Origin of the sequence: Clostridioides sp. ZZV15-6388, from assembly GCF_020657755.1 — a bacterium.
Lineage (GTDB): Bacteria > Bacillota > Clostridia > Peptostreptococcales > Peptostreptococcaceae > Clostridioides.
The window spans coordinates 71,126-97,191 of sequence record NZ_JAGWCU010000011.1 but is presented as its reverse complement, the minus strand read 5'-3'; the positions used below and the strand labels follow the sequence as shown (position 1 = coordinate 97,191).

The 26,066-nt window shown below is 27.0% G+C and carries 23 protein-coding genes and 2 pseudogenes; 3 read left to right on the top strand and 22 right to left on the bottom strand.

Translation table 11 applies throughout. From position 1 onward, the window contains the following. Positions 1-236: 236 nt before the first annotated feature. Complete coding sequence (pepI, locus tag KGF48_RS09325; RefSeq protein ID WP_227841259.1) at positions 237-1,118, bottom strand: proline iminopeptidase; 882 nt, start codon at positions 1,116-1,118, stop codon at positions 237-239. A gap of 466 nt (positions 1,119-1,584) precedes the next feature. Here pepI and KGF48_RS09320 point away from each other — a divergent pair, with 466 nt between their 5' ends. Then, complete coding sequence (locus KGF48_RS09320; protein WP_227830052.1) at positions 1,585-2,559, top strand: aromatic acid exporter family protein; 975 nt, start codon at positions 1,585-1,587, stop codon at positions 2,557-2,559. A gap of 57 nt (positions 2,560-2,616) precedes the next feature. Here KGF48_RS09320 and KGF48_RS09315 read toward each other — a convergent pair whose 3' ends face one another. From KGF48_RS09315 to KGF48_RS09300, 5 genes and pseudogenes are all read right to left on the bottom strand, one after another. Continuing rightward, positions 2,617-3,192 carry a peptidoglycan-binding domain-containing protein gene (locus KGF48_RS09315; protein ID WP_227841258.1) on the bottom strand — a complete coding sequence of 192 codons (576 nt, stop codon included), beginning with the start codon at positions 3,190-3,192 and terminating at the stop codon, positions 2,617-2,619. 39 nt (positions 3,193-3,231) lie between these two features. After that, positions 3,232-3,342 (bottom strand): annotated as a pseudogene (locus tag KGF48_RS20665) (hypothetical protein); the annotation flags it as partial. Between the two features lie 152 nt (positions 3,343-3,494). Beyond that, positions 3,495-4,244, bottom strand: a pseudogene (locus tag KGF48_RS09310) (M56 family metallopeptidase); the annotation flags it as partial. 114 nt (positions 4,245-4,358) lie between these two features. Beyond that, positions 4,359-4,736, bottom strand: a complete 378-nt coding sequence (locus tag KGF48_RS09305; RefSeq protein ID WP_413894798.1) for a BlaI/MecI/CopY family transcriptional regulator — start codon at positions 4,734-4,736, stop codon at positions 4,359-4,361. 140 nt (positions 4,737-4,876) lie between these two features. Further along, positions 4,877-6,001 carry a M56 family metallopeptidase gene (locus tag KGF48_RS09300; RefSeq protein ID WP_227867961.1) on the bottom strand — a complete coding sequence of 375 codons (1,125 nt, stop codon included), beginning with the start codon at positions 5,999-6,001 and terminating at the stop codon, positions 4,877-4,879. 193 nt (positions 6,002-6,194) lie between these two features. On the opposite strand from KGF48_RS09300, the gene KGF48_RS09295 reads away from it, so the two are divergent. Next, positions 6,195-6,341 carry a hypothetical protein gene (locus KGF48_RS09295; RefSeq protein WP_227838923.1) on the top strand — a complete coding sequence of 49 codons (147 nt, stop codon included), beginning with the start codon at positions 6,195-6,197 and terminating at the stop codon, positions 6,339-6,341. A gap of 49 nt (positions 6,342-6,390) precedes the next feature. On the opposite strand, the gene KGF48_RS09290 is transcribed toward KGF48_RS09295, so the two are convergent. The 11 genes from KGF48_RS09290 to xylB form a co-directional block, all read right to left on the bottom strand. Beyond that, entirely contained in the window at positions 6,391-6,603 is a 213-nt protein-coding gene (locus KGF48_RS09290) for a hypothetical protein (protein WP_227838924.1), read from the bottom strand. A 175-nt stretch (positions 6,604-6,778) separates the two neighbouring features. Further along, positions 6,779-7,027, bottom strand: coding sequence for a hypothetical protein (locus KGF48_RS09285; protein WP_227838925.1), 249 nt, complete (start codon positions 7,025-7,027; stop codon positions 6,779-6,781). Further along, positions 7,028-8,869, bottom strand: a complete 1,842-nt coding sequence (locus KGF48_RS09280; RefSeq protein WP_227838926.1) for an ABC transporter permease — start codon at positions 8,867-8,869, stop codon at positions 7,028-7,030. A gap of 59 nt (positions 8,870-8,928) precedes the next feature. After that, positions 8,929-9,948, bottom strand: coding sequence for a sensor histidine kinase (locus tag KGF48_RS09275; RefSeq protein ID WP_227867960.1), 1,020 nt, complete (start codon positions 9,946-9,948; stop codon positions 8,929-8,931). After that, positions 9,948-10,622, bottom strand: coding sequence for a response regulator transcription factor (locus KGF48_RS09270; protein WP_227838928.1), 675 nt, complete (start codon positions 10,620-10,622; stop codon positions 9,948-9,950). The genes KGF48_RS09275 and KGF48_RS09270 overlap by 1 nt, the downstream gene beginning before the upstream one ends. Before the next feature lie 246 nt (positions 10,623-10,868). Continuing rightward, a complete protein-coding gene (locus tag KGF48_RS09265; protein ID WP_227838929.1) occupies positions 10,869-12,776 on the bottom strand; it encodes an FtsX-like permease family protein in 1,908 nt (635 codons plus the stop codon). After that, on the bottom strand, positions 12,777-13,529 hold the full coding sequence (locus tag KGF48_RS09260; protein WP_227838930.1) for an ABC transporter ATP-binding protein: 753 nt from the start codon (positions 13,527-13,529) through the stop codon (positions 12,777-12,779). It lies immediately after the preceding gene. A gap of 268 nt (positions 13,530-13,797) precedes the next feature. Then, a complete protein-coding gene (locus KGF48_RS09255) occupies positions 13,798-14,307 on the bottom strand; it encodes a helix-turn-helix transcriptional regulator (RefSeq protein WP_227838931.1) in 510 nt (169 codons plus the stop codon). Between the two features lie 160 nt (positions 14,308-14,467). Beyond that, positions 14,468-15,667, bottom strand: coding sequence for a S41 family peptidase (locus KGF48_RS09250; protein WP_227838932.1), 1,200 nt, complete (start codon positions 15,665-15,667; stop codon positions 14,468-14,470). 699 nt (positions 15,668-16,366) lie between these two features. Then, a complete protein-coding gene (xylA, locus tag KGF48_RS09245; RefSeq protein WP_227867959.1) occupies positions 16,367-17,704 on the bottom strand; it encodes a xylose isomerase in 1,338 nt (445 codons plus the stop codon). A gap of 105 nt (positions 17,705-17,809) precedes the next feature. After that, the gene (gene xylB, locus KGF48_RS09240; protein WP_413841437.1) at positions 17,810-19,357 is read right to left on the bottom strand and encodes a xylulokinase; all 1,548 of its coding nucleotides are present in this window, start codon (positions 19,355-19,357) and stop codon (positions 17,810-17,812) included. Positions 19,358-19,563: 206 nt separating this feature from the next. Between xylB and KGF48_RS09235 the strand changes: the two genes are divergently transcribed. After that, positions 19,564-20,745, top strand: a complete 1,182-nt coding sequence (locus tag KGF48_RS09235) for an ROK family protein (RefSeq protein WP_227838935.1) — start codon at positions 19,564-19,566, stop codon at positions 20,743-20,745. Positions 20,746-21,223: 478 nt separating this feature from the next. Here the strand turns inward: KGF48_RS09235 and KGF48_RS09230 are convergent, their stop codons facing one another. From KGF48_RS09230 to KGF48_RS09210, 5 genes are read right to left on the bottom strand one after another with little or no spacing between them, the layout of a single operon-like run. Beyond that, on the bottom strand, positions 21,224-21,628 hold the full coding sequence (locus tag KGF48_RS09230; RefSeq protein ID WP_227838936.1) for a PTS sugar transporter subunit IIA: 405 nt from the start codon (positions 21,626-21,628) through the stop codon (positions 21,224-21,226). Between the two features lie 20 nt (positions 21,629-21,648). Next, entirely contained in the window at positions 21,649-22,131 is a 483-nt protein-coding gene (locus KGF48_RS09225; protein ID WP_227838937.1) for a PTS sugar transporter subunit IIB, read from the bottom strand. 19 nt (positions 22,132-22,150) lie between these two features. Then, positions 22,151-22,966: a PTS system mannose/fructose/sorbose family transporter subunit IID gene (locus KGF48_RS09220; RefSeq protein ID WP_227838938.1), complete on the bottom strand. Its 816-nt coding sequence runs from the start codon at positions 22,964-22,966 to the stop codon at positions 22,151-22,153. Then, positions 22,953-23,732, bottom strand: coding sequence for a PTS mannose/fructose/sorbose/N-acetylgalactosamine transporter subunit IIC (locus KGF48_RS09215; RefSeq protein WP_227838939.1), 780 nt, complete (start codon positions 23,730-23,732; stop codon positions 22,953-22,955). The genes KGF48_RS09220 and KGF48_RS09215 overlap by 14 nt, the downstream gene beginning before the upstream one ends. Next, positions 23,732-25,816: a TIM-barrel domain-containing protein gene (locus tag KGF48_RS09210; RefSeq protein ID WP_255611790.1), complete on the bottom strand. Its 2,085-nt coding sequence runs from the start codon at positions 25,814-25,816 to the stop codon at positions 23,732-23,734. The genes KGF48_RS09215 and KGF48_RS09210 overlap by 1 nt, the downstream gene beginning before the upstream one ends. Positions 25,817-26,066 lie beyond the last annotated feature (250 nt).

Genomic DNA, 26,066 nt, shown 5'->3' with positions numbered 1-26,066 from the left:
AAGTATTTTTAAACTCTGTTATTATATGTTAATTATAGTAGTTTTTAATAATTTACATGATTTATTAAAGTTTTATGACTTTTATCTATCTCTAAATATTTGCAACCTTTTTATGATTGCTCAGATTATTCTATTCAAAATTTATCACATATAAAAAATAATACCCTTTATAATAAAATAATAAAAAAAAGAGATTAAACAATCAGTTTAATCCCTTTTTATAAATTTATATAAGCTTAATCATTTTCATTTAACCATTTAGTTAGAACCTCTATATATTTATCATTTTCTTCAACAAATGGCATATGTCTTGAATATTCAAATAGTTCCCATTTGCTATTAGGAATTCTATCATACATAGTCTTTGCAATGTATGGTGAGCACAAATCTATCGCTCCACTAGTTACTAAACAAGGTTCCTTTATTTCATGTAATCTATCTGTAAACTCATATCCAGAAAGAGTACCTGTAGGAGAAAATTCATTGTATCCCCATCCTACAATATATGCTTCAGAACCAGATTTTTTAGGTCTTCTTAAACATTCAGGAGAATCTTCAGTTACTTCCCCTGCACAATACATCTCCATAAACTTTTCCAATGCATCATTATATTCTTTACTAGAGTAATCTCCAGTATTTACTGCATCAAGTAACGCCTTTTGGTCAGCTTCACTCATATATGATATTCTTCTTTTTTGTTCTTTTTCCCAAAGTTTTGCAGAAGAAAGAGTAGATGAAAGAATATATGACTTAATACCCTTTGGTTTATACTCAAGAGCATACCAAATAGCCTGCATACCTCCCCAAGACTGACCTAATAGATGAATTTCATCAAGCCCTAGATGTTTTCTTAGTTCGATAAGCTCTTTGATCCATGTGTCCGCATTAAATAGCTCCGGATGCCCTTCTACAAATGAATTACCACAACCAATTTGGTCATACATTATAACTTGTCTACCACTTTCAGCTATCTTGTCTAATACTTCAAAGTAGTTATGTGTAGAACCTGGACCTCCGTGAAGTAGTACTAATGGTTTCTTTCCTTCTGTAGCTTCTCCTACTATACGGTAATAGGTCTTAAAACCTTCAAAAGGCATATATCCTTCAGTGATTTTCATGTTTATCTCCTCCAATTTGTCATTATTAACAATAATTAAGTTCATTAATAAGGCTATTTAAAACTTCTCATACATATTTAATTATGTATTTTTATATTTATACCTACTTTTATAAATAGTATAACATAAAAGTTAAAAATCACCATACCAAACCAATTATAAAATTACATTAACTATATAATTTTATTTTTTGTTAATAATAGTATATACATTTTTGACTATTTTCATTTGTTACTTTAATATCAATTTTAAATTTTCTTTCTCTAATAAACTACTGCTATTTTATAGTCTCATGGCAGTTTGTAAATTTAAACTTTTATAAAAAAATTTTATAAAATATGAATATATTGATTGTATTTAACTAAATAGGGCAATAAAATAATTAAGTATAATTAATTACATTTCAAACCCCATTAGTTTTATGTTAAAATTATCTTTATTATATTTGTTTACAGGAGGTTTATATTTGAATAATATTAATTCACTTAAAGTAATAAAATTATCTCTTGGATGCTCTCTTGCTATATCTATTGCTTGGCTGTTAAAATTAGAATACTCAATGGTCGCTGGAGTTATAGTACTACTTACAGTAAAGGACACTAAAAAAGAAACTCTTAAAGGCTCTATTGGAAAGGTTTATGGCTTTCTTTTATGTACTATTTTTTCCTATTTATGTTTTAATATTTTAGGATATAATTTGACTTCATTTTCAATATTTATATTCATAATTATACCACTTTGTTTTTTATTAAAAATTCAAGATGTTATTGCCATGTGTGTAGTAATCGCATCCCATTACTTCCTCCAAGGAGAAACATCTATTAAATGGATTTTAAATGAAGCTGGAATATTTGCAATAGGCACTGGAATAGGTGTCATAATAAATATGTATATTCCAACAAATATACATAAAATCTATGAAGTTCAAAAAAAATTACAAGAAGAAGTGAGTATTGTGCTTATAGATATTGCCGATATTATTGTAAATCCTAAAAAAGAAAATAGGTTCAGTAGAGATTTATATACCTTAAATTCACTTATTGATAATAGTATTTCTGAAACTTATGATAATATTAATAATACTTTATTAAGTGATACTAAATTTTTCTTAGAACATATGGATATTATAAAAAGCCAACGGGATATCTTAGAAAACTTGTATAGTTATATATCTCAACTAAATTCTACTCCACCACAAGCTCATATTCTATCTGCTTTCATACATAAGATAGGTTATACTGAATTTGAAGCCGAAACAGGGAATCTTCTTCTTGAAGAATTGGGCAGGTTAATGCTTAGTATGCAAAATCAACCTCTACCTGTTGATAGAACAGAATTTGAAAATAGAGCTATTTTATTCTTTTGCTTAACTGAATTAAAACAGTTTTTAATTAATCGTAGACGTGCTCAAGTTCTTAGAGATAATAATTTTTATAAATAAAAAAGGTGATGTCTCAAAATAAAAATTTGAAACACCCCCTTTTTTATAATTATGTACTTACATATCTAAAAGATTTGCCATTCTATCAAATGTGTTATATCCAACTACTCCATCAGAAGTTAGGGCATAAGCTCTTTGGAATTTCTTTACAGCATCATATGTTATAGGGCCAAACTGTGAATCTATATTAACATTATACCCTATATCATATAGCATAATTTGGACACAATGAACATTATTTCCACTTGTAATATGACCATATCCAACTAAGTCTCTAGTGCTTATTGTATAGTTTCTAGAACCTGTTATTGTTATAGTTGCTTTACTTGGGTTATATGTTCCATAATTTTTTGAATATGTACCTGCACTCATATCTTCATCACTAAACATAGATTTCTTATCTGAAACAAATACTTCATCATTTGGTTGAGGTACTATATTAAATTGTTTGCATAGCTGCTCATAGTTTTCTTTTGCAAAATCTGGTGCGTCTTTATACTTAAATGTATATCCAGAAATCTCAAAATTGACTATCTTATTCCCTTCTGTAGTATTTTCATTTTGTTCTGCGAATGCTAAATTAGTACATGTAAGCATTAAACAACATAAAAGTGCTAAAACTTTTTTTAACATAAAATCCCCCTATAAAATTATAGTATTTCTACTTAAGCTTCATTCGCTATTAGTAGATACTTCTATTTTATCAGATTTTTGGGGAATTTTACCTAAAATTTTGTAAGATTCTTCATATCTCTTTCTGTATTTTTCTGGAGCAGTTTCATATGTGTAGTCTACAGTTTCTGTAAAGGCATGTCCATAATTGTTTTATTCTTCGATGTTTTTGATATTTTCGTTAGGATTTTCTTTTAAAATAGGTATTTGTGCATTAATTTCTAAAAAAGATGTGCATGAAATTATAAATGCTAATATTCCTACTATAACTCCACTTCTACATTTTCTTTTATATTTTCTAATCTTACTTCTAAGTTAGATTTATTAAATTCTGTTATTAACATATCAATTTTATTTAAATTATCAATTTCTATAGCATGTAATAGTGTTAAACCATAGCAATTTCTTTCTTTTGATGAACAATTATTAAGTACGCTTTCATCACAACAAAGCTCACAATCATCTGCAACTTTTTTACTCATTATATATACCAAAGGATTAACCCAAAATAAACGTTTTGTAAATAATATTAAAAACTTTATTACTATGTCTTTGTTTTTAACATGAGTTAATTCATGCTTTAAAATCCAATATATATCATCCTCACTGCATTCTAAATTGGGCAAAAGAACATATGATTTTAATAATCCTACACAAGCATGACTTTCTAATTCTTCTGTATATCTTATTTCTATGTCTTTTTTTATATTTAACTCAATTAATAGGTTTTTGTAAGTTTTTTTAATACTTTCATATTCTACTTTAGAAGAAGTATCAATGATTAAATTCTTAAATTTAAAATATTTAGATAATATGAAGAATAAATATATTATTGTAACAGTTAGCCAAGCACATATTATAAAAAAAGATATACTTATTTTTGGAGTGAAATTATTATTAAAGCTATTAATAATAGTGTGTTTTTGAATCCTCTCTGTATATAAATTTATAGAATAATTAAATATAAAAAATAACATTCTAAAAATAATAATTAACCAAATATAATAATTAAATTTTTTGCTAAATTTTTAAAATAAAATCTTTTTAAAAAGATTAAAATACATATACCAAAGCTACTTACAATAGTAGTTTTTAATATAGTATTGATTAAATGGTTAAATATATAACTATTCATTTTCTTCTGTGCTAAAGCTTTCTTTGAAAGACTCAAATGTTTTTTTAGATAATATATTATCTGCATACAGAGAAGCCATCAAGCTTTCTTTAGAATCGTCATGTATTGTGTCAAAAAAGTTTCTTGTTTCAAAATTTTTGTATTCTTCTTCCCCAACAAGAATTGTATAGTGTGTGAATCTTCCTATCTTTTCAGCAGTTAAAAAATTTTTATTAATTAGTCTTGCTAGAAGTGTTAACGTTGTTGTCTGTTTCCAATTAAATTGTTGTTCCATAGCAATTATTACCTCTTTAGATGGAACTGTTTTGTTTATTTTCCAAATAAATTTCATAACCTTTAATTCTGCTTCAGGTATCTTTTTAATCATAATACTTTCCCCCTAAAATACAATTTTACGTTTATAGTTTAATACTACAAAAAGATATAAAAAGAGTCAAATAAAATTTATGTAAACAAAAAAATAGTGTCTAAGCTATATAAACACTATTTTCTAAACATATGTATTTAATCTTAATTATCAACTGGTACTTCTATTAAATCTGAGTCTTTTGGAGTCTTACCTGATACTCTACATGCTTCTTCATATTGTTTTCGATATTCTTCGGGAGCAGTTGCATAAGTATAGTCTACAGTTTCAGAAAAGGAATATCCAGTATTCTCTGTATCTTCATCTGTATTATCAATTGGAATATTTTCTAATATAGGAATTTGAGCATTAATTTCTAAAAAAGATGTGCATGAAGTTATAAATACCAATATTCCTATTAGTATACCATTTTTACCTTTCTTTTTTATTATATTTTCAAGTCTTATTTCTAAATTAGATTTACTAAATTCCGTTGTTAGTAGTCCTGCTTTATTTAAACGAGAAAGTTCTATAGCATGTAATAAGGCTAAACCATATTTTTTCTTTTCTCGTAAAGTACAATTGTTTAGCACACTCTCATCACAACAAAGTTCACAATCTTCATTTATTTTCTTACTCATAATATAGACAAGTGGGTTAAACCAAAATAAGCTTTTTGCAAATAATACTAGAAACTTTATTAATATATCTTTATTTTTAAAATGAGTTAATTCATGTTTTAGTATCCAGTATATTTTATCTTCTTGATATGGAAAATCTAATAACAATATGTAAGGCTTAAATAAACCCATGCATGCTGGACTATCTAATTCTTCAGTATACTTTAAAGGTATATTCTTTTTTATATTTAACTCAAGTAATAAATTTTTGTATGTATGATTTATATGTACATCTTCTACATCAAAAGATGTATCAATGACTAGATTATTAAATTTTAAATATCTACATAAAGTATAAGATAATGATACTATAGCTCCAATTACCCAAATCAATAATATCCAAAACGAAACATCTAGAGTTGGATTAATTTTGTTATTTAGATTAGTAAAATTATCAATAAAAATATAATTTTTTGATACTTCTTTAGTAAATTCTATAGAATAACTTAAGAAGAAAAACAGCATTCTGAGTATAATAGTTAACCAAATGTAATAGTTAAACTTTTTACTAAATATTTTAAATAAACATGTTTTTAATAATAGCAATAAACAGATAGAAACACTGCTTATAATTGTTGTTTTTAATAAACAATCAAATAAATAGCTCATATAATTACCATATCCTCCTAAAAAATGATTTCTATTGTTTCATTCTATAATTTTATATATTTTAAAATAAATATGCAATAATATAGAAATAATTATCTGTAGATATTTGCAAAAATAGCTATACTATTTAAGATAATATCTTAAGGAGTATAGGTAAAGGGGACTCAGAAAAATAGAAGAAAAATATAAACAAATGTTAATGGCCACAAAACAAATAGTTAAAAAACATGATGATAAATTTATACATTCAATTTCTACATTACATAAAGATGAACACTTAACTGAAGAAAAACTTAATGAATTAGAAAATTGGGCAAGAAGCTGGAAAGATGAGGAGTAATGTATAAAATTATCTTAAAAAAGAGTTATCAGGTTTAAATAACTCTTCTCTACTTATCATTCTGATTTTTATTTAAATTTTTTATTAGAGCATATAAAACATCTGAAACAATCTTTAATCCTTTTGCATCTAAATTTTCTAGTCTTCCTGTTATATCATTTGGCAAATGATGCTTTGCATATTTAACAGAATCTTTAAGAATTATGTCTGATGTTGTATTCAATTCATTTACTATTTTAATAAATGTTTCTAGACTAGGCATTTTCTTACCTCATTCAATATTACTTAAATGATTATATCCTATATCAGTTTTCTCTGCTAATTCTTCTTGTAATTCCTAGTTCTTTTCTGCGGTCTCTGATTCTTTCTCCTAAATAATTTAAATTCAATTTATAATCTCCTATTTTTTATATAATTCTTATTAATTAGTATATATTTTAAAGACTCCATTTTTTAAAATCCAATAGGTCTAATTTAGCCCTCTCTTGTACTAAATTTCTTGGTATAATATTATCTCCTGTTGATGTAATTTTAGATATACTATTTTCAATTGTTTTATGATTATATCCATTTTTAATATCAATATTGATTGAATAGTAATCTACTACACCTGTAACACTTTCAAAAGTATCTTCACTTAAGATTAAATTAGGACTTAAAGAACTTCTTTCAAACCCATCATACATTTAATCATAAGAAACTATAGCTCCTATCTTAAATGTTTTGTAAAGATACTTTTCATTTAAATCCTCTAATTTATAATATTTATCATCTAATACTTTATTTTCTCTAAACTTAATAGTAACTGAATCTCCTGGTTGTATATTGACTACACTTTCTCCTTGAAGCAATACTCTAATACTTTTATTGTTAGTCTGTGGAATATATAAAATTGCATCTGCATGCTCTTTCATATCTTTAATATTTATATCTCCTTTTATCGTATATCTTTTTAATTTATTTAAAGCTGAATCATTATATCCCCTCAAACTATTTTTTAGAATAAGCTCATTTGTATTTTTATCTTTATCCAAATAGGAATTAAAGTACATATCCTTAACACCTAAGTTTAAATTGTTAAAATATTTTTGATTTTTTATATCCTCTTCATTTAAAATCATTTTTGATGGTATTAGTTTACAAGTATCTATATCTTTTATGCCATCTAGTTTTTTAAGTTTATTTAGATAAGTTTCTGATATTCCTTTTGATTTATTCTCACTATATACATCTATTTGGAAATCAGAATTAGAGTGCAATTCCCAGTTTTGATAATTCCCTCTTTCTTTTTCTATTGAAAGTTTGTATGATAAAACGATAAATGTTATTCCACATATACTTAATGAAAGTAATATAATTAAAAATGTCTTTTTATTTCTAAATATATTTTTAAAAGATAGTGCTATATATGTTTTCATAAATTTCCTTAAAGTGGTTATTGATATAATACTTTTTTCTAAATTTGCAGTACTAAGCCTTTTATTTATTCCATCTATAATTGAAATCTTTCTTATTTGTTTGTATAATAAAACTGATATTAAAAGTATTATAATGCTGATAAATAATATTGATATTAAAATAATAGATATTGGTATAATAACTTTAAGTTCTACTAATGTTCCATGAATTATTATATTTGTATTAACCTTATTTGATATATTATTTATACCAAATACTCCTAAAAACCCAAATACTATACCTATAGGTATAGAAATTATGTACATAAATATAAGTTCAATAAAAACAAGCTTAAAAATATTATAATTATTACATCCAACAGCCTTTAAAATGCTATAGTCTTTGATTCTGTTATATATTGAAATGTTAAAAATACCATATATAATCAATCCATATATAGAGCTTATTATAAACACAAATTGTAAATCATTAAAATTAATTTTGTTATTTATATTTTCTAAACTGATAATATCACTTTGTGAGTGAACATTTTCTCTTGGAATGTTAATCGAAATTGCTATTTTTTCTATTTCTTTTTCTATATTGACGTGTTGCTTAAACTCTATATATGCAAATATTTCATTGATAGCTTTTTCCTTAAAGTTTAAGTATAAATTCCTTCTTCCATACAATTTATTTGAAGCTATATCATTTAATATACCTACAATAAAAAAATTTTCTTCTTTGTATTTTCCATCATTATCATTAACTTTTAAAGTAATTTCTTGATTTAACTTAAAATCCAATCCTAATAGCTTTAAAATCCAGTCATCTACAACTATTTCATTTTTATTTCTTGGCAATCGCCCTTCTTTTATTTTAGATCCACTCAATAAGTAATCATTATTTGCACTCATTATATCTATATTTTGCTTTTCTTCTTTTGAAGTTTGATTATATAAATATTGTAATCCTATGTGTTCAATACTACTATTTGATTGAATTTTATTTAATTGTTCTTTATTAATTCCATTAAATAAAACATGATAAGGTCCATTTTTATATTTTAATGTCTGTAAATCTAAATTATTATTAGTATATCTAAGAACACTCGTTCCAACTATTGACATTAAAGTAAAAATACTACTATATTTTTCATATTTAAAATGAATTCACTATTTCTATTAATCTAATTATCTAGATTTAAATAATCTGATATATCATAAAAATGAATATTAAAAATTGTATAAACACCATTCTCTGAGTACACATCAATCTTATGCCCTAAATTATCCAACATCTTTTTTGCAAAGTATAATCCCATTCCAGTAGATTTATACAATCTATTTCTTCCATTTGTTCCTGTAAATCCTTTATCAAAAATTCTACATGTATCCTCTTCATTTATACCAATGCCATAATCTTTTATAGATAACACTACTCCGTTTTCTAATGGTTTTGCATTAAATTCAATTTTACCAACTTCTTTTGAGTATTTTATAGCATTATTAATAATTTGGTCTAAAATATATGCTATACATTTAGAATCCGTGTAAACAGTATAATTTAAGTTGTTTAAACTAACTTCAATATTGTTTTTTATGAGTAAAAACGAGTTATTCTTTATAGAGGATTTTATTAATTTTTCTAAATTAACTTTATTCATAAATATGTCCTCAAATATACTATTACTTCTACTGCTATATAAAATAGAATTTACTAAAAAGTTTATTTTTGCAATTTGATTCTTAATATCTATACTATCTTCTATATTATTTAATCTATCTGTAATTATACTCAAAGATGATATTGGAATCTTTATTTCATGAACCCATTTAGCTATGTATTCATCCAATTCTTTTAGAGATTGTTTGTAATTTTTTGTATCATCATTGTTCTTTGGTTTCAAATTTTCAATAATATCTCTTATGATATTTTCTTCAAAGGACTGTCCACTAATCAAGTAGTTGTCTATATCATCATGATTTTCTAAACACTTACATAAATCTTTATAGCTATTTTTAAAGTTTATATAATCTACAATAAAAAATACTATTATTATGAGTAAAGCTAAAAAATCTAAGTATATTAACTCTGCATATTGATTCTCAAATATATTTATAGCAAATAAGTAAATATTTATTATACTAATGATAATTAAAAAAAGTACAATATACTTGAATCGGTCTTTTAAATATTTTACTATCATTATATTGTATATCCTATTCCTTTTTTAGTTTTTATAAAATCATCAAACCCTAACTCTTTAATTTTACTTCTTAGCCTATTCATATTTACTGTAAGAGCATTATCTGTAACAAACTCATCATTATCCCATAGAGTCATCATAAGACTTTCTCTTGATACAACTTTATTTTTATTTTTTAATAATAAAGTTAAAATTTTTATTTCATTTTTAGTCAATTCTATATCTTTTTCCTTGTACTTGTTCTTTATGATTCCTTTTCCCACATCAAACATCAAATCTTTGTAGTATAGAACACTATTAGAGTCGCTATAATTGTAAGCTCTTCTTATTATCCCATTTATTTTGGTAACTAATATATCTATAGAAAATGGTTTTGTAATATAATCATCTCCTCCATTATTTATTCCCATTATTAAATCCATATCAGAATCTCTTGATGAAAGGAATATTATTGGAACATTTGAAACAGACCTTATTTTCTCACACCAGTAAAATCCATTATACAGTGGTAAATTAACATCCAAAAGTACTACATCTGGCTTTTTATCTATAAATTCTTCTAAAATCAGTTCAAAATTATCAATTACTTCTACTTTAAATCCCCATCTTTCTAATGCCAAAGCAATTTCTTTTGATAAATCAATATCATCTTCTATTAATAAAATTTTATACATTTATGTAATCTCCATTATTTTAATATTTTCTTATAATATAAATTATCTCTATCATATCATATTTTGTATACATTTATTAGTCAAACGACTTAGACCTAATTAATAAGGTGCTGTCTCAAAATAGATATATGCCTCTTTTTCATTTTTGAAATGATGAAAATATATTTGATTTTATACAAAAAAGAGTGCCTCATGAACTAAAAAGTTCATTTTGAGACACCCCCTTTGTTTTAATAGATTTGTTGATTAATTTTCGTATATTACCTTCTTAAACTTATTAACAGATACTGCTCCATATATTATAAATATTATTAAGCATATTACTAAGCTCAATATATATATACTAAATAAATCAGCCATTAATAAATTACCTGCTAGTCTTAATGCAAAGTAACTTGATATTGTTGCACTTAACATTGGTAAAGTGTAAAATATGGCTACTTCTTTAAATACAGCTTTATTTATTTCTTTTTCTGTAGTTCCTATCTTTAATAAAGTTTTATATTTATCTCTATCTTCATAAGCATCACTATATATTTTCATGTATATTATACTTCCAGCCACAAGCGTAAATACTAAAAATAAAAATACAAGCACTACATATGCAAATTTCATCCATTGACTTTCGTTTTGAGCTTTATATCCATTTCTCATGTAGCCACTTTTCATACTTAAATTTTTTTCAATATTATCAAACATCTTTTGGCTATTTTCTTCATCAGATACTTTTGCTCCATAGAAATATATTGCTTGTCCTTTGTCTTTTAACTTAGAGTAGATGTTATCATTCACTACTATAATACTGTCATTAATCCCTGTTCCTAATACTGGTACTTTTACTTCCCCTTTTGTAATATTATATACTTGTCCATCAATGTTCACACTGGTTTCTTTTTTAGCTAATGTTACTATCGTTTGAGGACTTTTTAACTGTATTACATTATTTCCTTTAACTAATTTTTCGCCATACTCTTTTAATTCTTTCTCATTTCCATTTACTTTAAGAGTATTGTAAAAATCACTGTATTTCATTATTGTATTTAATTTATCATAATCATTTTTGCTATCTGGATTTTCTAAAGCAATTAGTTCTGGATTTACTGAATACCTTATATTATTAGTGTCTTTGATTATATCTTCTATTTGTTTTCTGTTTACTTCATTTCTATCTGTTGAAACTATACTAACAGTATATACATTTCTTTGTTCTTGAGCATTTTGTTGTAGATGTTTTATAGCAACTGATGCACCAAGGGTTGATATTGTAGTAGTTATAATTATAGCTATTATAGAGTAAGTTTTATAGTTTTTATTTAATCTGTAATTTATATTGTTTATAGCAATTATATTATTTCCATTAAATAATACTTTTTTATTTTTCATTATCATATGAAATACAACAGGCATAACTGATTTAAATAGACCATAAGTACCTATTATTATTATCACTATAACTGCCATTACACTAGTTATGTTTCCAGAGCGTATATCCATAGAAAGATAATAACCACATCCTAATACTAAAGTTGATATTATGGCTAATATGTATAATCCTATTCCTACTTTTGGTATTTTGTCTTGCTTCTTAGATGTGTTAATTAGGTTTATTACACTACTTCTACATATTGTTACAAAACCTTTTATAGTCATTATCATAAATATAGAAATAAATATCAAACTGGCATACATTATAGCTTTGATACTAAGCCCATTGGATACATTTATATCAAATCCAGATAATTTTATTATCACTACCTGGAAAAATCTAGATGTTATTATCCCTATAAGTATCCCTGTTATACAAGAGCTTATTCCTATAAGCATATTTTCTACAAAATATATTTTTCCTATAGTATATAAATCCAACCCCATAAAAGATAGTATTCCTATTTCTTTTGACCTATTTTTAAAGAATATATTTGTTGCATACCATATAAAGAAAAATAAAAATACTGATAATATTATTATTACAGATATTAACACTGATAATGTGAATTTCTGATTTTCTCCTTGCAATACATTTATGGCATCACCATATCTTAGTAATTCAAAATTAGTCAGTACAACTACTGAAAAGACCATAGATATAAAAAATGCCAAATAAGTTCTTATATTACTTTTAAAATTATTATAAGCAATCCCAAGTACACTCACTTACATTTCACCTCCCATAGAGGCCAACATATCCATAATTTTTCCATAAAATTCTTTTCTACTACTTCCTTTGTTTAATTTACACTTTATAGTTCCATCATTTATCATATATACTTCATTTGAATAACTTGCTGTTAGAGGGTCATGTGTAATCATTATAATAGTAGCATTATTTTCTTTATTTATCCTTTCTAATGAGTTTAAAAGTTCATAAGCTGATTTAGAATCTAAAGCACCCGTTGGTTCATCTGCAAATATTACTGCTGGGTTTGTAATTAGTGACCTTGCTGCTGCACCTCTTTGTTTTTGACCACCTGATAATTGGTATGGATATTTATCTAAATGATTTTCTAATCCAAATTTTTTGGCTATAGAAAATACCTTATCTTCAATTTCCTTACTTTTCTTTTTCCCTAACGCCAGAGGAAGTGCTATATTATTCATGAGTGTCATATTATCTAGTAAGTTATAGTCTTGAAATATAAATCCTATTTTTTCTCTTCTTAATTTCGATAGTTCATTATTTTTTACTTTCGATATATCAATCCCATCGAGTATTATTTCTCCTGAGGTTTGTTTGTCAAGCGTAGACATTAGATTAAGTAATGTTGTTTTGCCTGCACCTGATGGCCCCATTATTGCTATAAAATCACCTTCATTAACTGTAAGAGATATACTTTTTAGTACATTTGTTTTAAATCCTTTTATACCGTAATCTTTTGATATATTCTTTATTTTTAATATTTCTTTCATAATTAATAACCTCCGTTTGCTCACTTCTTAGTATATCTTCATTTTAAAGGTTTTGTACGGTTAAATCCTTATGTAAATATTACATTTTGCCTACCAATATTACACTTTTGTAACATAGAAAGGTTATTAATAAATATGTTTCTTAAATTTTTACTTATATTAATTTTTTAATGCTGAAAATGCCATTTCCTTATTAAATACTCATCATATATATTTATTTTATTTTTATATTCAATACTTCTAAATGCTTTGCTTATATTATTTTCTGTCATTTTAGATTTAAAATATAATTTTTAGCATCCTCAAAGTTATCAAATATTCTAAAATTGTTTGATTTATTTAACTCTAACATTAATTCTGAAAATCTTTTATTTATCTTATTTTCATCACTTCGCCAGAATGTAAAATCAACTTTCAACCACTTTGGTTCCAAGACATTTCTAAAAATATCACTAATTTTACTTAATGCAATTTCAGCATTAGGATATTTTATAACCTGTAACATTTGTAATCCCTGATATATGTTCTGTTGCTCCTCTTTAGATAACAATGATTTGTCGAGAGCATGTCCGTCTATTAGCGATATTCCCCCACCTGTTCCCTTTGTGGATATGATAGGTATTCCGGCAATAGACAGAGTATTGATATAGCGGTATATTGTTCTTGTTGATACATTAAAATAATCTGCCAATTCTTTAGCTGTTATATGTTCATGATTGACTATATAAAAAAAATTTGTACTAATTTCCTCCTTTCTGTTGCCATATGAAAACGCCACCTATAGTCTCTACTTAGGTGGCGTTATTCACTGGTTGGAAATCTATTTTTACTTGTTCTTATATATTTGCCTTGGTCAAGTGATGGGAGTAATATAACTTCTCAAACCATTGATTTTTTAATTCTATTCTATCCAGCATAAAGTAATATTTAATTGTTATTTAATAATTGATATTTTCAAGTTTCAATACCTTTTTTATACTGTTATCATCTTTAAAATTTATCGTTCTTTTACAGTCTTTTACTTTAAACTCAGGAATAGTTTTAAATTCTTCATCACATGTTCCGTCTTTGTTTAAATACATACAGCTTGACATTCTAACTATTAAACCACTATTTTTTAACTCAAACAACACAGGGTCTATTCCTCCACCATCACCTCCAGTAGTTTCTCCTACTAAAGTTGCAAGCTTAGTCTCTTTACAAAACATAGAAAACGACTCTGATGATGAGTATACTTTTTCGTCTATAAGTAAGTATATATTACCTTGAAATTTTAAATCATTATTAGTATTTATAGTATAAGAAGTCTTTTCAAAATCACTAAAATTTTTTAAAGTTTCTTCTGGTGCATTTTTCTTTACACCTACTGGTAGATTTTCTATAGGCTCTAACTTTATATTTCTTGCATTGGTGTATTTTTTAACTATTTCATTATTATTTCTATAGAGTCTATAACCCTCTATTTTTATATCATTTTTTATAAGTTTAGATACAATTCCTTTCCAATATCTGTCACTTCCCCCTGAATTTCCTCTTATATCAATAATTAAAGCTTGATGTTTTTCTAAATTATTAATATAATCTCCTATAATTTTTAAATCCTTATCTATTGACCCATTTTGTGGCGACATTGCAGGTAAATACATGTATCCAACCTTGCCTTTAATTATATCTTCTAAAATTAGTTCTTTTTTCACAAAAATATCATTTGGCATTTTTATCTTAGTATTTATAGAATCATATCTATCTACAACTTTTTTATCATTAAGAAAGTCATACCAATTATTATTAGAGTATGATTTTTTAAAAAGTTCATATCGGTTTTTATTATCTATTAATTCAGTATGTTTATTGTTTAATTCAGATAATATAGATGACATTTTTTCTATAAATTCTTCATCACTTTCAGTATTTTTAATTCTTTTTATATACTTATCCTCATTTTCTAACCAGTCAATATTATTAAGTCTCTTATTTACATCTAAGTAAGGATACCCCGTTTTTATAACATTATATACATATTTAAAGTCATCTACCTTTTCTTTCTCAGATAGTTGCTTCTTTTGGGAATAAGTAGAATTACCTAGTAAAATTATAGATATACAAATAATTCCTAAAAACAATATTTTCTTTTTCATATAATTCTCATCAACTTTCCAGCTTCATATTTTAATATATTATATTATTATAAATATTTAGAGTAATACTTATATATTATATTTCATTATAATTTATATATCCATAAATATATTTTAAATTTATTATTCTATAGTTTTATCAAAGGAATTCTAATCTGTATTTATATATTAATAAACAAATTAATAATAACTTTTGCCACTAACTTTTAACTGTACACAATGTATTTCTATATAACAAAAAATATTTAGATATATATTTATATAATCTTTATTAGTGTAACCACTTATCTCATTATATATATATTTCTCAAAACTACTAACTAAAACAAACATCATTCAAAATTATTGTAAATAAAAACGTAGGAAGATTTATCTAACAAAAATCTCCCTACGTTCTTATTTACCCTATTTTCCTTTTTAGTTATTCTTCATCTAATACTGTTATCCATATTTTCTTTATGTAAAGCAACTCCACTAGTAACTATACATATATAGCTTCTTGATAAGTTTATTATAGCTTATTTTTTACTTAGTGTTATATATCTTTTATCTCAAAGGTATTTGAAAACTCACTATAAATAGAAAATCTTTCAGACAATTTTTTACTGATAAAGAATGCTCTTATTTATATTTTTTTAATAAAAACTATAGAATACTCCATAGTTTTTATTTAATCATCTAAGATTTATAACAATACAACTACTTGTTACAAATTGTATCAACTTCATATATATACCTATTAAGCATATTTTCTAACATTTCTTGTCTTCCCGACTTATTCTTTATAGTTGGCATTTGTAGTGCATAAGCTTCTAAATCCTTAAATCCAACCTTACCTTCTACTATGTCTTTACCTATACCTTCACTAAAGCTTCTATATCTATCTTTAGTAAAGTTTTCAAATACCTCATCCTCTAATAATTTATGAGCTATCAATAATCCTTTTGCAAATGTATCCATTCCTGCAATATAAGCTAAGAATAAATCTTCTACTTCAAAAGATGCTCTTCTTACTTTAGAGTCAAAGTTAAATCCACCTGGTGCTATTCCACCTTGTTTTAACACTTCATACATTGCAAGGGTTGCATCATATATGTTTGTTGGAAATTGGTCTGTATCCCATCCTAATAATAAATCTCCTTGATTTGCATCGACACTTCCTAAAACATTGTTTATTCTAGCTATATTTAATTCATGTTGGAAAGTATGACCTGCCAGTGTTGCATGGTTTGCTTCTATATTCAACTTGAAATATTTATCTAAATTGTACTTTCTTAAGAATCCTAAAACTGTAGCAGTATCAAAATCATATTGATGTTTAGTAGGCTCCTTTGGCTTAGGTTCTATTAAGAATTGTCCAGTAAATCCAATTTCTTTAGCATAATCTACAGCCATTTTTAGAAATCTTGCAAAGTTATCCATTTCAAGTTCTGTATTAGTATTAAGTAAAGTTTCATAACCTTCTCTTCCACCCCAGAATACAAAGTTTTCTCCACCTAAATACTTAGTCACTTCCATAGCCTTTTTCACTTGAGCTGCTGCATAAGCATAAACATCAGCATTACAAGTTGTAGATGCCCCATGAACAAATCTTGGATTGCCAAACATATTAGCAGTTCCCCATAACAACTTTATGTCTGTTTCTTTCATTTTAAGTTTTATGTACTCAACTATTTCATCTAATATTTTATTTGTTTCAGCTAAATCTTTTCCTTCTGGAGCTATATCTCTATCATGGAAACAGAAATACTCAATTCCCATCTTAGTCATAAATTCAAATCCTGCATCAACTTTAAACTTTGCTATTTCCATTGGATTTGTCATGCTATTCCAAGGTCTATCTACTGTACCTACTCCAAATGGGTCGTTACTTTCTCCACATAAAGTATGCCAGTAACTCATTGCAAACCTTAAGTGCTCTTTCATAGCCTTATTGCCTACTACTTGTTCAGGATTGTAGTATCTAAATGCTAACTCATTGTTAGATTTTGGTCCTTCAAATTTTATCTGTCCTATTCCTTCAAATATCTCACTCATTTTATATCCTCCCAATGTTTTACACACATGATATATGTAATATTTTTTCTTAATTTAAAATTATCTTTTATTTTTATCTTTATCTTCATTTTTAAGCTGTCTTAATTATTTATCTTTAAAATTAACTGCTTCATCTAATAACTTAAAATCTTCTTTCAAAGATTTATATATTTTTTTATACAATTTGTGATATCTCTTGTATATGTCCACACTTTCACTTATTGGCTCTAATTTAGTTGAAGCTTTTATTATAATATCACAAGCTTTTTGTACATTTTCGTATATTCCAGCTCCTACTAATGCAAGAATTGCCACTCCAAGTGCTGGTCCTTCACTTGAGTTTATAGTATATACATCTTGATTAAACATATCTGCCTGCATCTGTCTCCAGACTTTACTTTTACCTCCTCCACCAGAGGCCCTTACTTCATTAACTTCTATATTAAGACTTTGTATTATATCCATACAGTCTTTTAAACTGTATGAAACACCCTCCATAATTGCTCTTGCCATTTCTTTTTTAGAGTGCATTGGAGATAATCCAAAGAACACTCCTCTAGCATAAGGGTCAAGATAAGGAGTCCTCTCTCCCATCATATATGGTAAGTAAAGTAATCCATTACATCCTGATGGCACCTGACTTACTTGCCCATTTATAATTTCATATACATCTTTCTCTAAAGATTTTGAAATTTCTATTTCTATTTGGCAGAAATTATCCTTAAACCATTTTAATGATAATCCTGCTCCTTGAGTAACGCCCATAACATGCCATGTATTTGGTACTGCGTGACAGAAAGTATGAACTCTACCTTCTTTATCAATTTTAGGTTCTTTTGTATATGCAAATACCACCCCTGATGTGCCAATAGTAGATGAAACTACACCTTCTTCAACTATTCCATTTCCTATAGCTCCTGCTGCTTGGTCTCCAGCTCCACCTACAACTATTGTTCCTTCCTTAAGTCCTGTTAAGTTTGCTACCTCTTTAGTCACATATCCTGTAATTTCTTGAGATTCATAAACTTTACCTAAGAGGTTTTTATCTATATTTAACTTTTCAAGTACTTCATCACTCCAATTTCTTTTACTTATATCAAGTAACTGCATACCACTTGCATCTGATACTTCTGTAGCATACTCTCCTGTCAACTTGTATCTTATATAATCTTTTGGAAGAAGTATTTTATTAGTATTTTCGTAAATATCAGGTTCATTATTTCTAACCCATAATATTTTTGATGCTGTAAAACCTGTAAGTGCTGGATTAGCAGTTATTTCAATTAATCTTTCTTTTCCCACTAAATCAGTTATCTCTTCACATTCTTTTATTGTACGTTGGTCACACCATATTATAGAGTTTCTTAATGTATTACCTTCTTTATCTAGCATAACTAGACCATGCATCTGTCCTGATAATCCAATTCCTTTTATATATTCACTACTTATACTTGAACTTTGAATTACATGTCTTATAGATTCTACTACAGCTTCCCACCAGTCATTAGCATCCTGCTCTGCCCAGCCTGATTTCTCTTGTATAAGAGGATATTCATATGTACAGCTTTCTATAGTATTTCCTAGTTTATCAAATAAGACAGTTTTAGTACCTGATGTACCAATATCTACACCTAATACATACTCCAATTTAATCCCTCCTTGAGATAGTGCTTAAAATTATCGTTTTCCTATTCCAATTTTTTTATATTTAGATATATTTTACTTGCTTTATTTTTGTTAGTATATTAAACTAACTTATGAACTAATAATAAAATATTTAATTATCTTTGTCAATGCAAAATAACCTTTTATTTTTAACTAAAAAGTATTACAATATTATTTTAAGGAGGAATATCAAATTGGTTACTGATAAATACACTATTCGAGAAATGAACGAAAGATTGGTACTTGAACAAATTATAAAAAATCAGCCTATTTCTAGGGCGAGTATCGCGTCTACCATAGGATTAAACAAAGCAACTATATCCGCTATTACCAAAAAGCTTATTGATGAATCTCTAGTCCATGAAATAGGAATTGGAAATAGCACTCATAGTGGTGGAAGAAAACCCATACTTTTAGTATTTAATAAATGTGCAGGTATTTCTTTAAGTATGGATATTGGATATGACTATATATTTTCTTCTTTATCTTATTTAGATGGAACTATTATAAAGTCAAAGAATTTGACAGATATACAGATAAATAAAGATAATGTCATACAACTAATAGATGAAGTCATAAATAGTTATAATATATCCAAAATAGACACTCCTTATAATGTAATAGGATTCACTCTGGCTATACATGGGATTACTTGTGAAAATAAAATACTGTTCACTCCATATTATAATCTTAATGAGATTGATTTATATAGTATCCTTAGTGAAAAATACGACTTCCCTATTCATATAGAAAATGAGGCAAACTTAACAGCTTTAGCTGAGAGTACTTTCTCAACTGTACATAATTCACTACTTAGTCTTAGTATTCACAGTGGATTTGGTTCAGGCATTATAATAAATAATAAATTATATAGTGGTAGAAATGGTATGAGTGGCGAAATTGGTCACACTATTATCATGCCTAATGGTAAACCCTGCCCTTGTGGAAACCTTGGATGTTTAGAACAATATTGTTCAGAGAAAAAAGTATTTGAACAACTTTCTACTTTAGAAAATATCCCTAAGATGGATTCTAATATGGTAAAACAGCTATACTATGCAAATAATCAAAATGCTAAAAAAGTTATTCAGGATTTTTGCAGTTACTTATCAATAGCTATAAATAACGCTATTGCAACTTATGCTCCTGAGATAATCTATTTAAATAGCCAAATAATTAGAGATATACCTGAGATATTACAGATTACAAAAGATATGTTAGTTAGTTCTTTTAACAAAGGTATAAATATAGAAATTTCATCATTAGGGTCTGAGGCATCTCTATATGGTGGTTCTGCTGTAAATATTAAGAGCTTTTTAAATATACAAAATTTAACTTTGATGAACGAAATAAATGAAAAAATAGCTGTACTATAATATTAAATAATCTGTGAACTAGCTTATTTAAGCTAGTTACATTTTTTAATATCTAAGTGAATCGATACCTATTATTTTTACTACAAATGTAATAGAACACTAGAAAAGACAACTACATCTAAATCAACATTTACAACAGATGAATCACTTCATAAGTCACTTTATTTAATAGCTTCAAGATTATATATAAGTGAATTCAAAGTTTTAGAACCTGACCTAAAGTATTAAATCGATTAAATATTCATCTTAATGAAATATTAGTTACAGTCATTATTAAAGTCAAAAAAATTAAGAATAGCTTTATATAGATGCTATTTTTATAAAAATAGTAATAATCTTAAATAAGGGTTATGACTACATAGCCATAACCCCTTTAAAGTATAAATTCTAAAATTAAATTTATTCTGGAGTTTACACAAGATTATTTATATTCTCTTTCTCAGAAGTTGTACATTAATTAAATATTAATATGAGATTTCTATTCATCATCAGCTAATAAATTCATTGTAGGTTCAACTATAGAAATATTGTCTTTACCTATCTTCTCTAACTTTACTGCTAGTTCTTTTGCATCTGAAAAAGCTGATTCAATAACCATACCTAAATTTAGCCCTGAAATGATTTTAATTCTACTATCACTATTGGCTTCTAATAAAGCGGCATTGCATGGCGTCCCACCGATTAAATCTACCATTATAATTATTTCTGAACTTTCTTTATATACTTCTAAAGCTTTTTTTAGTTTTTTTATTGTTCCTTCAATTCCATCATCTTGCTTCATATTTACTGTAGGATAGTCTACAGAGTCCCCTATTATCATTTTAGCAGCATTCAAAACTTCTTCAGCCATATTTCCATGACTCATCAAAATAATACTATTCACTTTAATACACCTCTCTAATTTTATAAAATATCTACAAGATAAGTTTTCTTATCATCAGGCGTCATTATAGTTGTAATTTCAATTCCTTCATCTAGGAGTTTTCTAAATGCTTCTTTCTCTTCTTCAGTAACACTGATATTAGGTTTTAACACAGTTGTATTCTTTCTACTTGACATATTTCCAACATTTATATTATGTATCTTTAATCCTGCTTCTATAAACGGAATAAGGTCAACAGGAGACTTTACAATTAACAATACATTTTGTCCTTCATACTTACCAGCAGTAATATTTTTTATAGCAGTTTCTTCTGTAATTATAGATGATGCTATTCCCGCAGGTGTCGCCATTCTTAGAACTTGTTTTTGAACAGAATTATTGGCTACTGCGTCATTTACTACCATTAATCTTGTAACGCCTAATTTATTACTCCACATAGTTGCAACTTGACCATGAATTAAACGGTCATCTATACGAATATTTTTAATTCCTTTCATTTCCATATCTAATATCACCCTTTCCTTATTTTAAAATACCTAACGCATATAGAATTATTGAAACCACCATTACACCTAAAATTAAGTATATTGGTTTTATATTTTTTTTAAGAGCCCAATAAACAATAACAACTAAAATTGCAGGAATTAAACCAGGCATAATTTGGTCTAATATTTCTTGACCTTTCATTGTAAAATCACCTTGCTGAAAGTTAAGAGCAACATTAGCTTTTACTACTGAAGGTATTAATGCACCTACAACCATCAATCCTAAAATAGATGTACTCTCAGTTAATATTTTTAAACTTTTTTCAATTGAAGATATTAGCTTAGTCCCTGATGTATAACCAGCATTAAACAGCGGTATACTTAATAGTTTCAATGCTACACTTACTATAATCCATAATAAGATTCCAAAAGGACTTCCATCTATCGCCATATTAGCTGCTATAGCTCCAAAAATTGTCCATGGAATAACGACAAACAAACTATCTCCTAGACCTGCTACTGGCCCCATCAATCCTGTTTTAATTGAAGTAACAGCCTCCTCAGTATCTTCACTTGATAATTCCTCCATAGCTACATTAATACCCAAAATATAAGGAGCAACCCATGGATTAGTATTAAAAAATTGTAAATGGTTTAATACAGCATTTTGAAGTTTTTCTGGCTTATCTTTATATACTGTTTTTAAAAATGGTAATACTGCATAACAATATGCTAAAGCTTGCATCTTCTCATAATTTGAAGAAACAGAACTGGTAAAAAACCAACGCCATAAAACACTTTTTTTAACTTTTTCATTTGATTTATTTAATGACACATTATCACTCATCTTCATCCATACCTCCTACTACAGTATATTGTTGTGCTTGATTTTCCACATTCTTTTTATAAATTATAAGTGCGATTGCTCCTCCGATTAAAGCCACACCTAATAATGGTACTTTCATATAGACTGCTAAAACAAATCCAATCACTAAATAACTAAAATACTCTTTTGCAGGAAGATATCTAAGTAGTAATCCTATTCCTACTGCTGGAAGTAATCCTCCAGCTACTGTTAAACCACCTGTTAACCATTCAGGTGTATATTTTAAAATAGTATCAACCAAGGAAGGCCCAAATATTACAGCTAGAGCAACTGGAATACCCGTTGTAGCTGCTGTTAATAATACTCCTAACATTTGCATATATGTTATGTTTTTATAATTTCCTTTTTTAGCTCCATCTTCTGCTTTATGAACTAGCCATATACCAATAGTATTTCTAAGGACATCCAATTGTACCATTAACAAAGCAACTGGAATACCTATAGAAATTCCTACAGATGCTTCTTGATTAGTCGTAATAGTTATAAACGTAGCTACTATACTTGCTGTTTGATAATCAGGAATGGATGCTCCACCAAAATTACTAATCCCTAATGATAGTAATTGTAATGTACCCCCAATATATAAACCTGTATTTATATCACCTAATATAAGACCAGTAATAAAACCTGCTGTTACTGGCTGATATGTCCCAAACATTGTTGAATTTTTTTCATAGTTTATAAAAAATCCATATAGTACGATTAATAATAATTGCCATAATTGTGGCTCCATTATGATTTCACCTCACTCAAAATATTTTTTAGTTCTTCAAAATTATGCTTAGAATTTTTATTTAAGAAGATAGGAATTTCTTCAAGTGGGCATTCTATTTCATAAACTTCTCCACCTGCATAACTAATTCCACTAAATATATTCTCCCATGTGTATCCTTTTGGCAAATATACTTTTCTACTTCTATCTTTATAATTCATTATTGGAGCAACCAAAATTTCATCTCCAAACATATATGTATTATCAATCTCCCAAGTTTTCTCATCTTCAGGAAATTCATAAAATAGAGTTCTCATAACTGGTGTTCCATCTTCATGAGCTTCCTTCATTAATTTTTTTAAATAGCTTTTTAAACTTTCTCTAATTTTTATAAACCTTGTAAGAATTCTTTCAACATCTTCACCATAAGACCATATCTCATTAGGAGCTCCAGTGACCATTGAACCTCCACCTTTGTTTGATAATGGCTTACTGTGAGGTAGCCTATCTCCATGCATTCTCAAAATTGGTGAAAAAGTAGCATATTGGAACCATCTTACCATAAGTTCTCTAAACTCTGGGTCGTTAGGATTTCCTCCATGGAAACCTCCAATGTCTGTAGTCCACCAAGGTATACCTGCTAGTCCCATATTTAGCCCTGTATTTACTTGATTGTTAAAAGCCTCAAAACTAGAATCAATATCACCAGACCATACTAAAGCTCCATACTTTTGAGCACCTGCCCAAGCTCCTCTTACAAGAGTTACAACAGACTCTGTATCATCATGTAAACCATCATAAATCATTTTTAAATAATCGATAGGATATATATTTCCACAGCTTAAAACATTTCCTTTTTTGTATCTATAATTATCAAAATCATAAACAGAATATCCAGGTTCAGCTACATCTAACCAATAATAATCAATTCCTAGTTGCTTATAATTTTTATCTATTCTATCCCAAACATACTCCCTTGCATTTTTGTTTGTCATATCTACAAAGACTGTATTCCCTTGAATTTGCATTGTCATTCTGACACCACGATTAACATTAACCAAATAACCATTTTCTAAATAATCATTGTAGTTTTCTGCATCACTTTGAACTGTGGGCCATACAGATACGATTGGTTCTACTAAATACTCTTCTTTCAGTTTTTTAACTAATTCCTTAGGATTTTTCCAATAATCTAAGTCAAATTTATATTCTCCTTGCTTAGGCCAATGAAAATAGTCGATTGCAATTGATGAAAGTTTAATTCCCCTTTTTGAGTATTCTTTCACAACATCCAAGACTTCTTCCGAAGTTCTATATCTTAATTTACTTTGCCATAGCCCTAATAGGTTTTCAGGCATCATAGGTACAGTTCCTGTAACTTGAGAGTAATTTTTACTTAACTCTTTTGGGCTTTCTCCACAAGTAATCCAATAATCTATAAAGTTTGTAGAAAACATCTTCCACTCTGTTATGTTCTTGGCAAAAGATACTCTTCCAATTCCTGGATTATTCCATAAAAATCCATACCCTAAACTAGAAATATAATAAGGAACTGATATTTGAGAATTTCTTTGGGCTAACTCCAAAACGGTATTCTTTAAATCTAGAAATTCATGCTGGTATTGTCCCATCCCAAAAACCTTTTCATAAGGTTCAGACTCAAATCTAGTAGTTACTTCAAATTCCCCACTACAACTTGGTCGATATTCTCTTGATTTTAATTTAAGTGTGGAGTTAAAGTCTTTGGTAATTTCAATGGTTCCTACATCTTCTCCACCATCATCGTGTTTTACAGCTCTTAATCTAATAAATTCCTTTAACAATATTTCATTTTTATCGTTATAAAATGTAATTCTATCTCTATGGTCTAAGATAGCCTTTAATTTTCCATTTTTAATACTTACACTACCATCTTCACTCTTGTCGATTTTAATATCTTCTTTATTCAACTTAGGTTTTTCATTAAGAGCATAATTTTCATCAATAAAATTTTGGTCGACAAATGACCTAATACGTAAAGAATTTTTTCCCCATGCTTCTATTCGCAGTAGTTCATTGTCAAATCTTTTTTCAATATAATCTTCAAATATTCTTACCACAGCCATCCTCCTAAATCGATAATTTAATATTCCATTTTGATGTACTTTAAAATTAAATAACTCAGTCTAATATCTTAATTTTATATATTAAACATTGCATACAATTTATTTGTACGTTAAACTAACTTACTAATAATATACTTTATTTAGTTCTCTTTGTCAATCGTTTTCCAAAATTTGATAGAATTTTCCAATTTAGTTATAGATAACAGCTTTTGTATAACCTAATACTCACAAATAAACAAATCCATTGTTA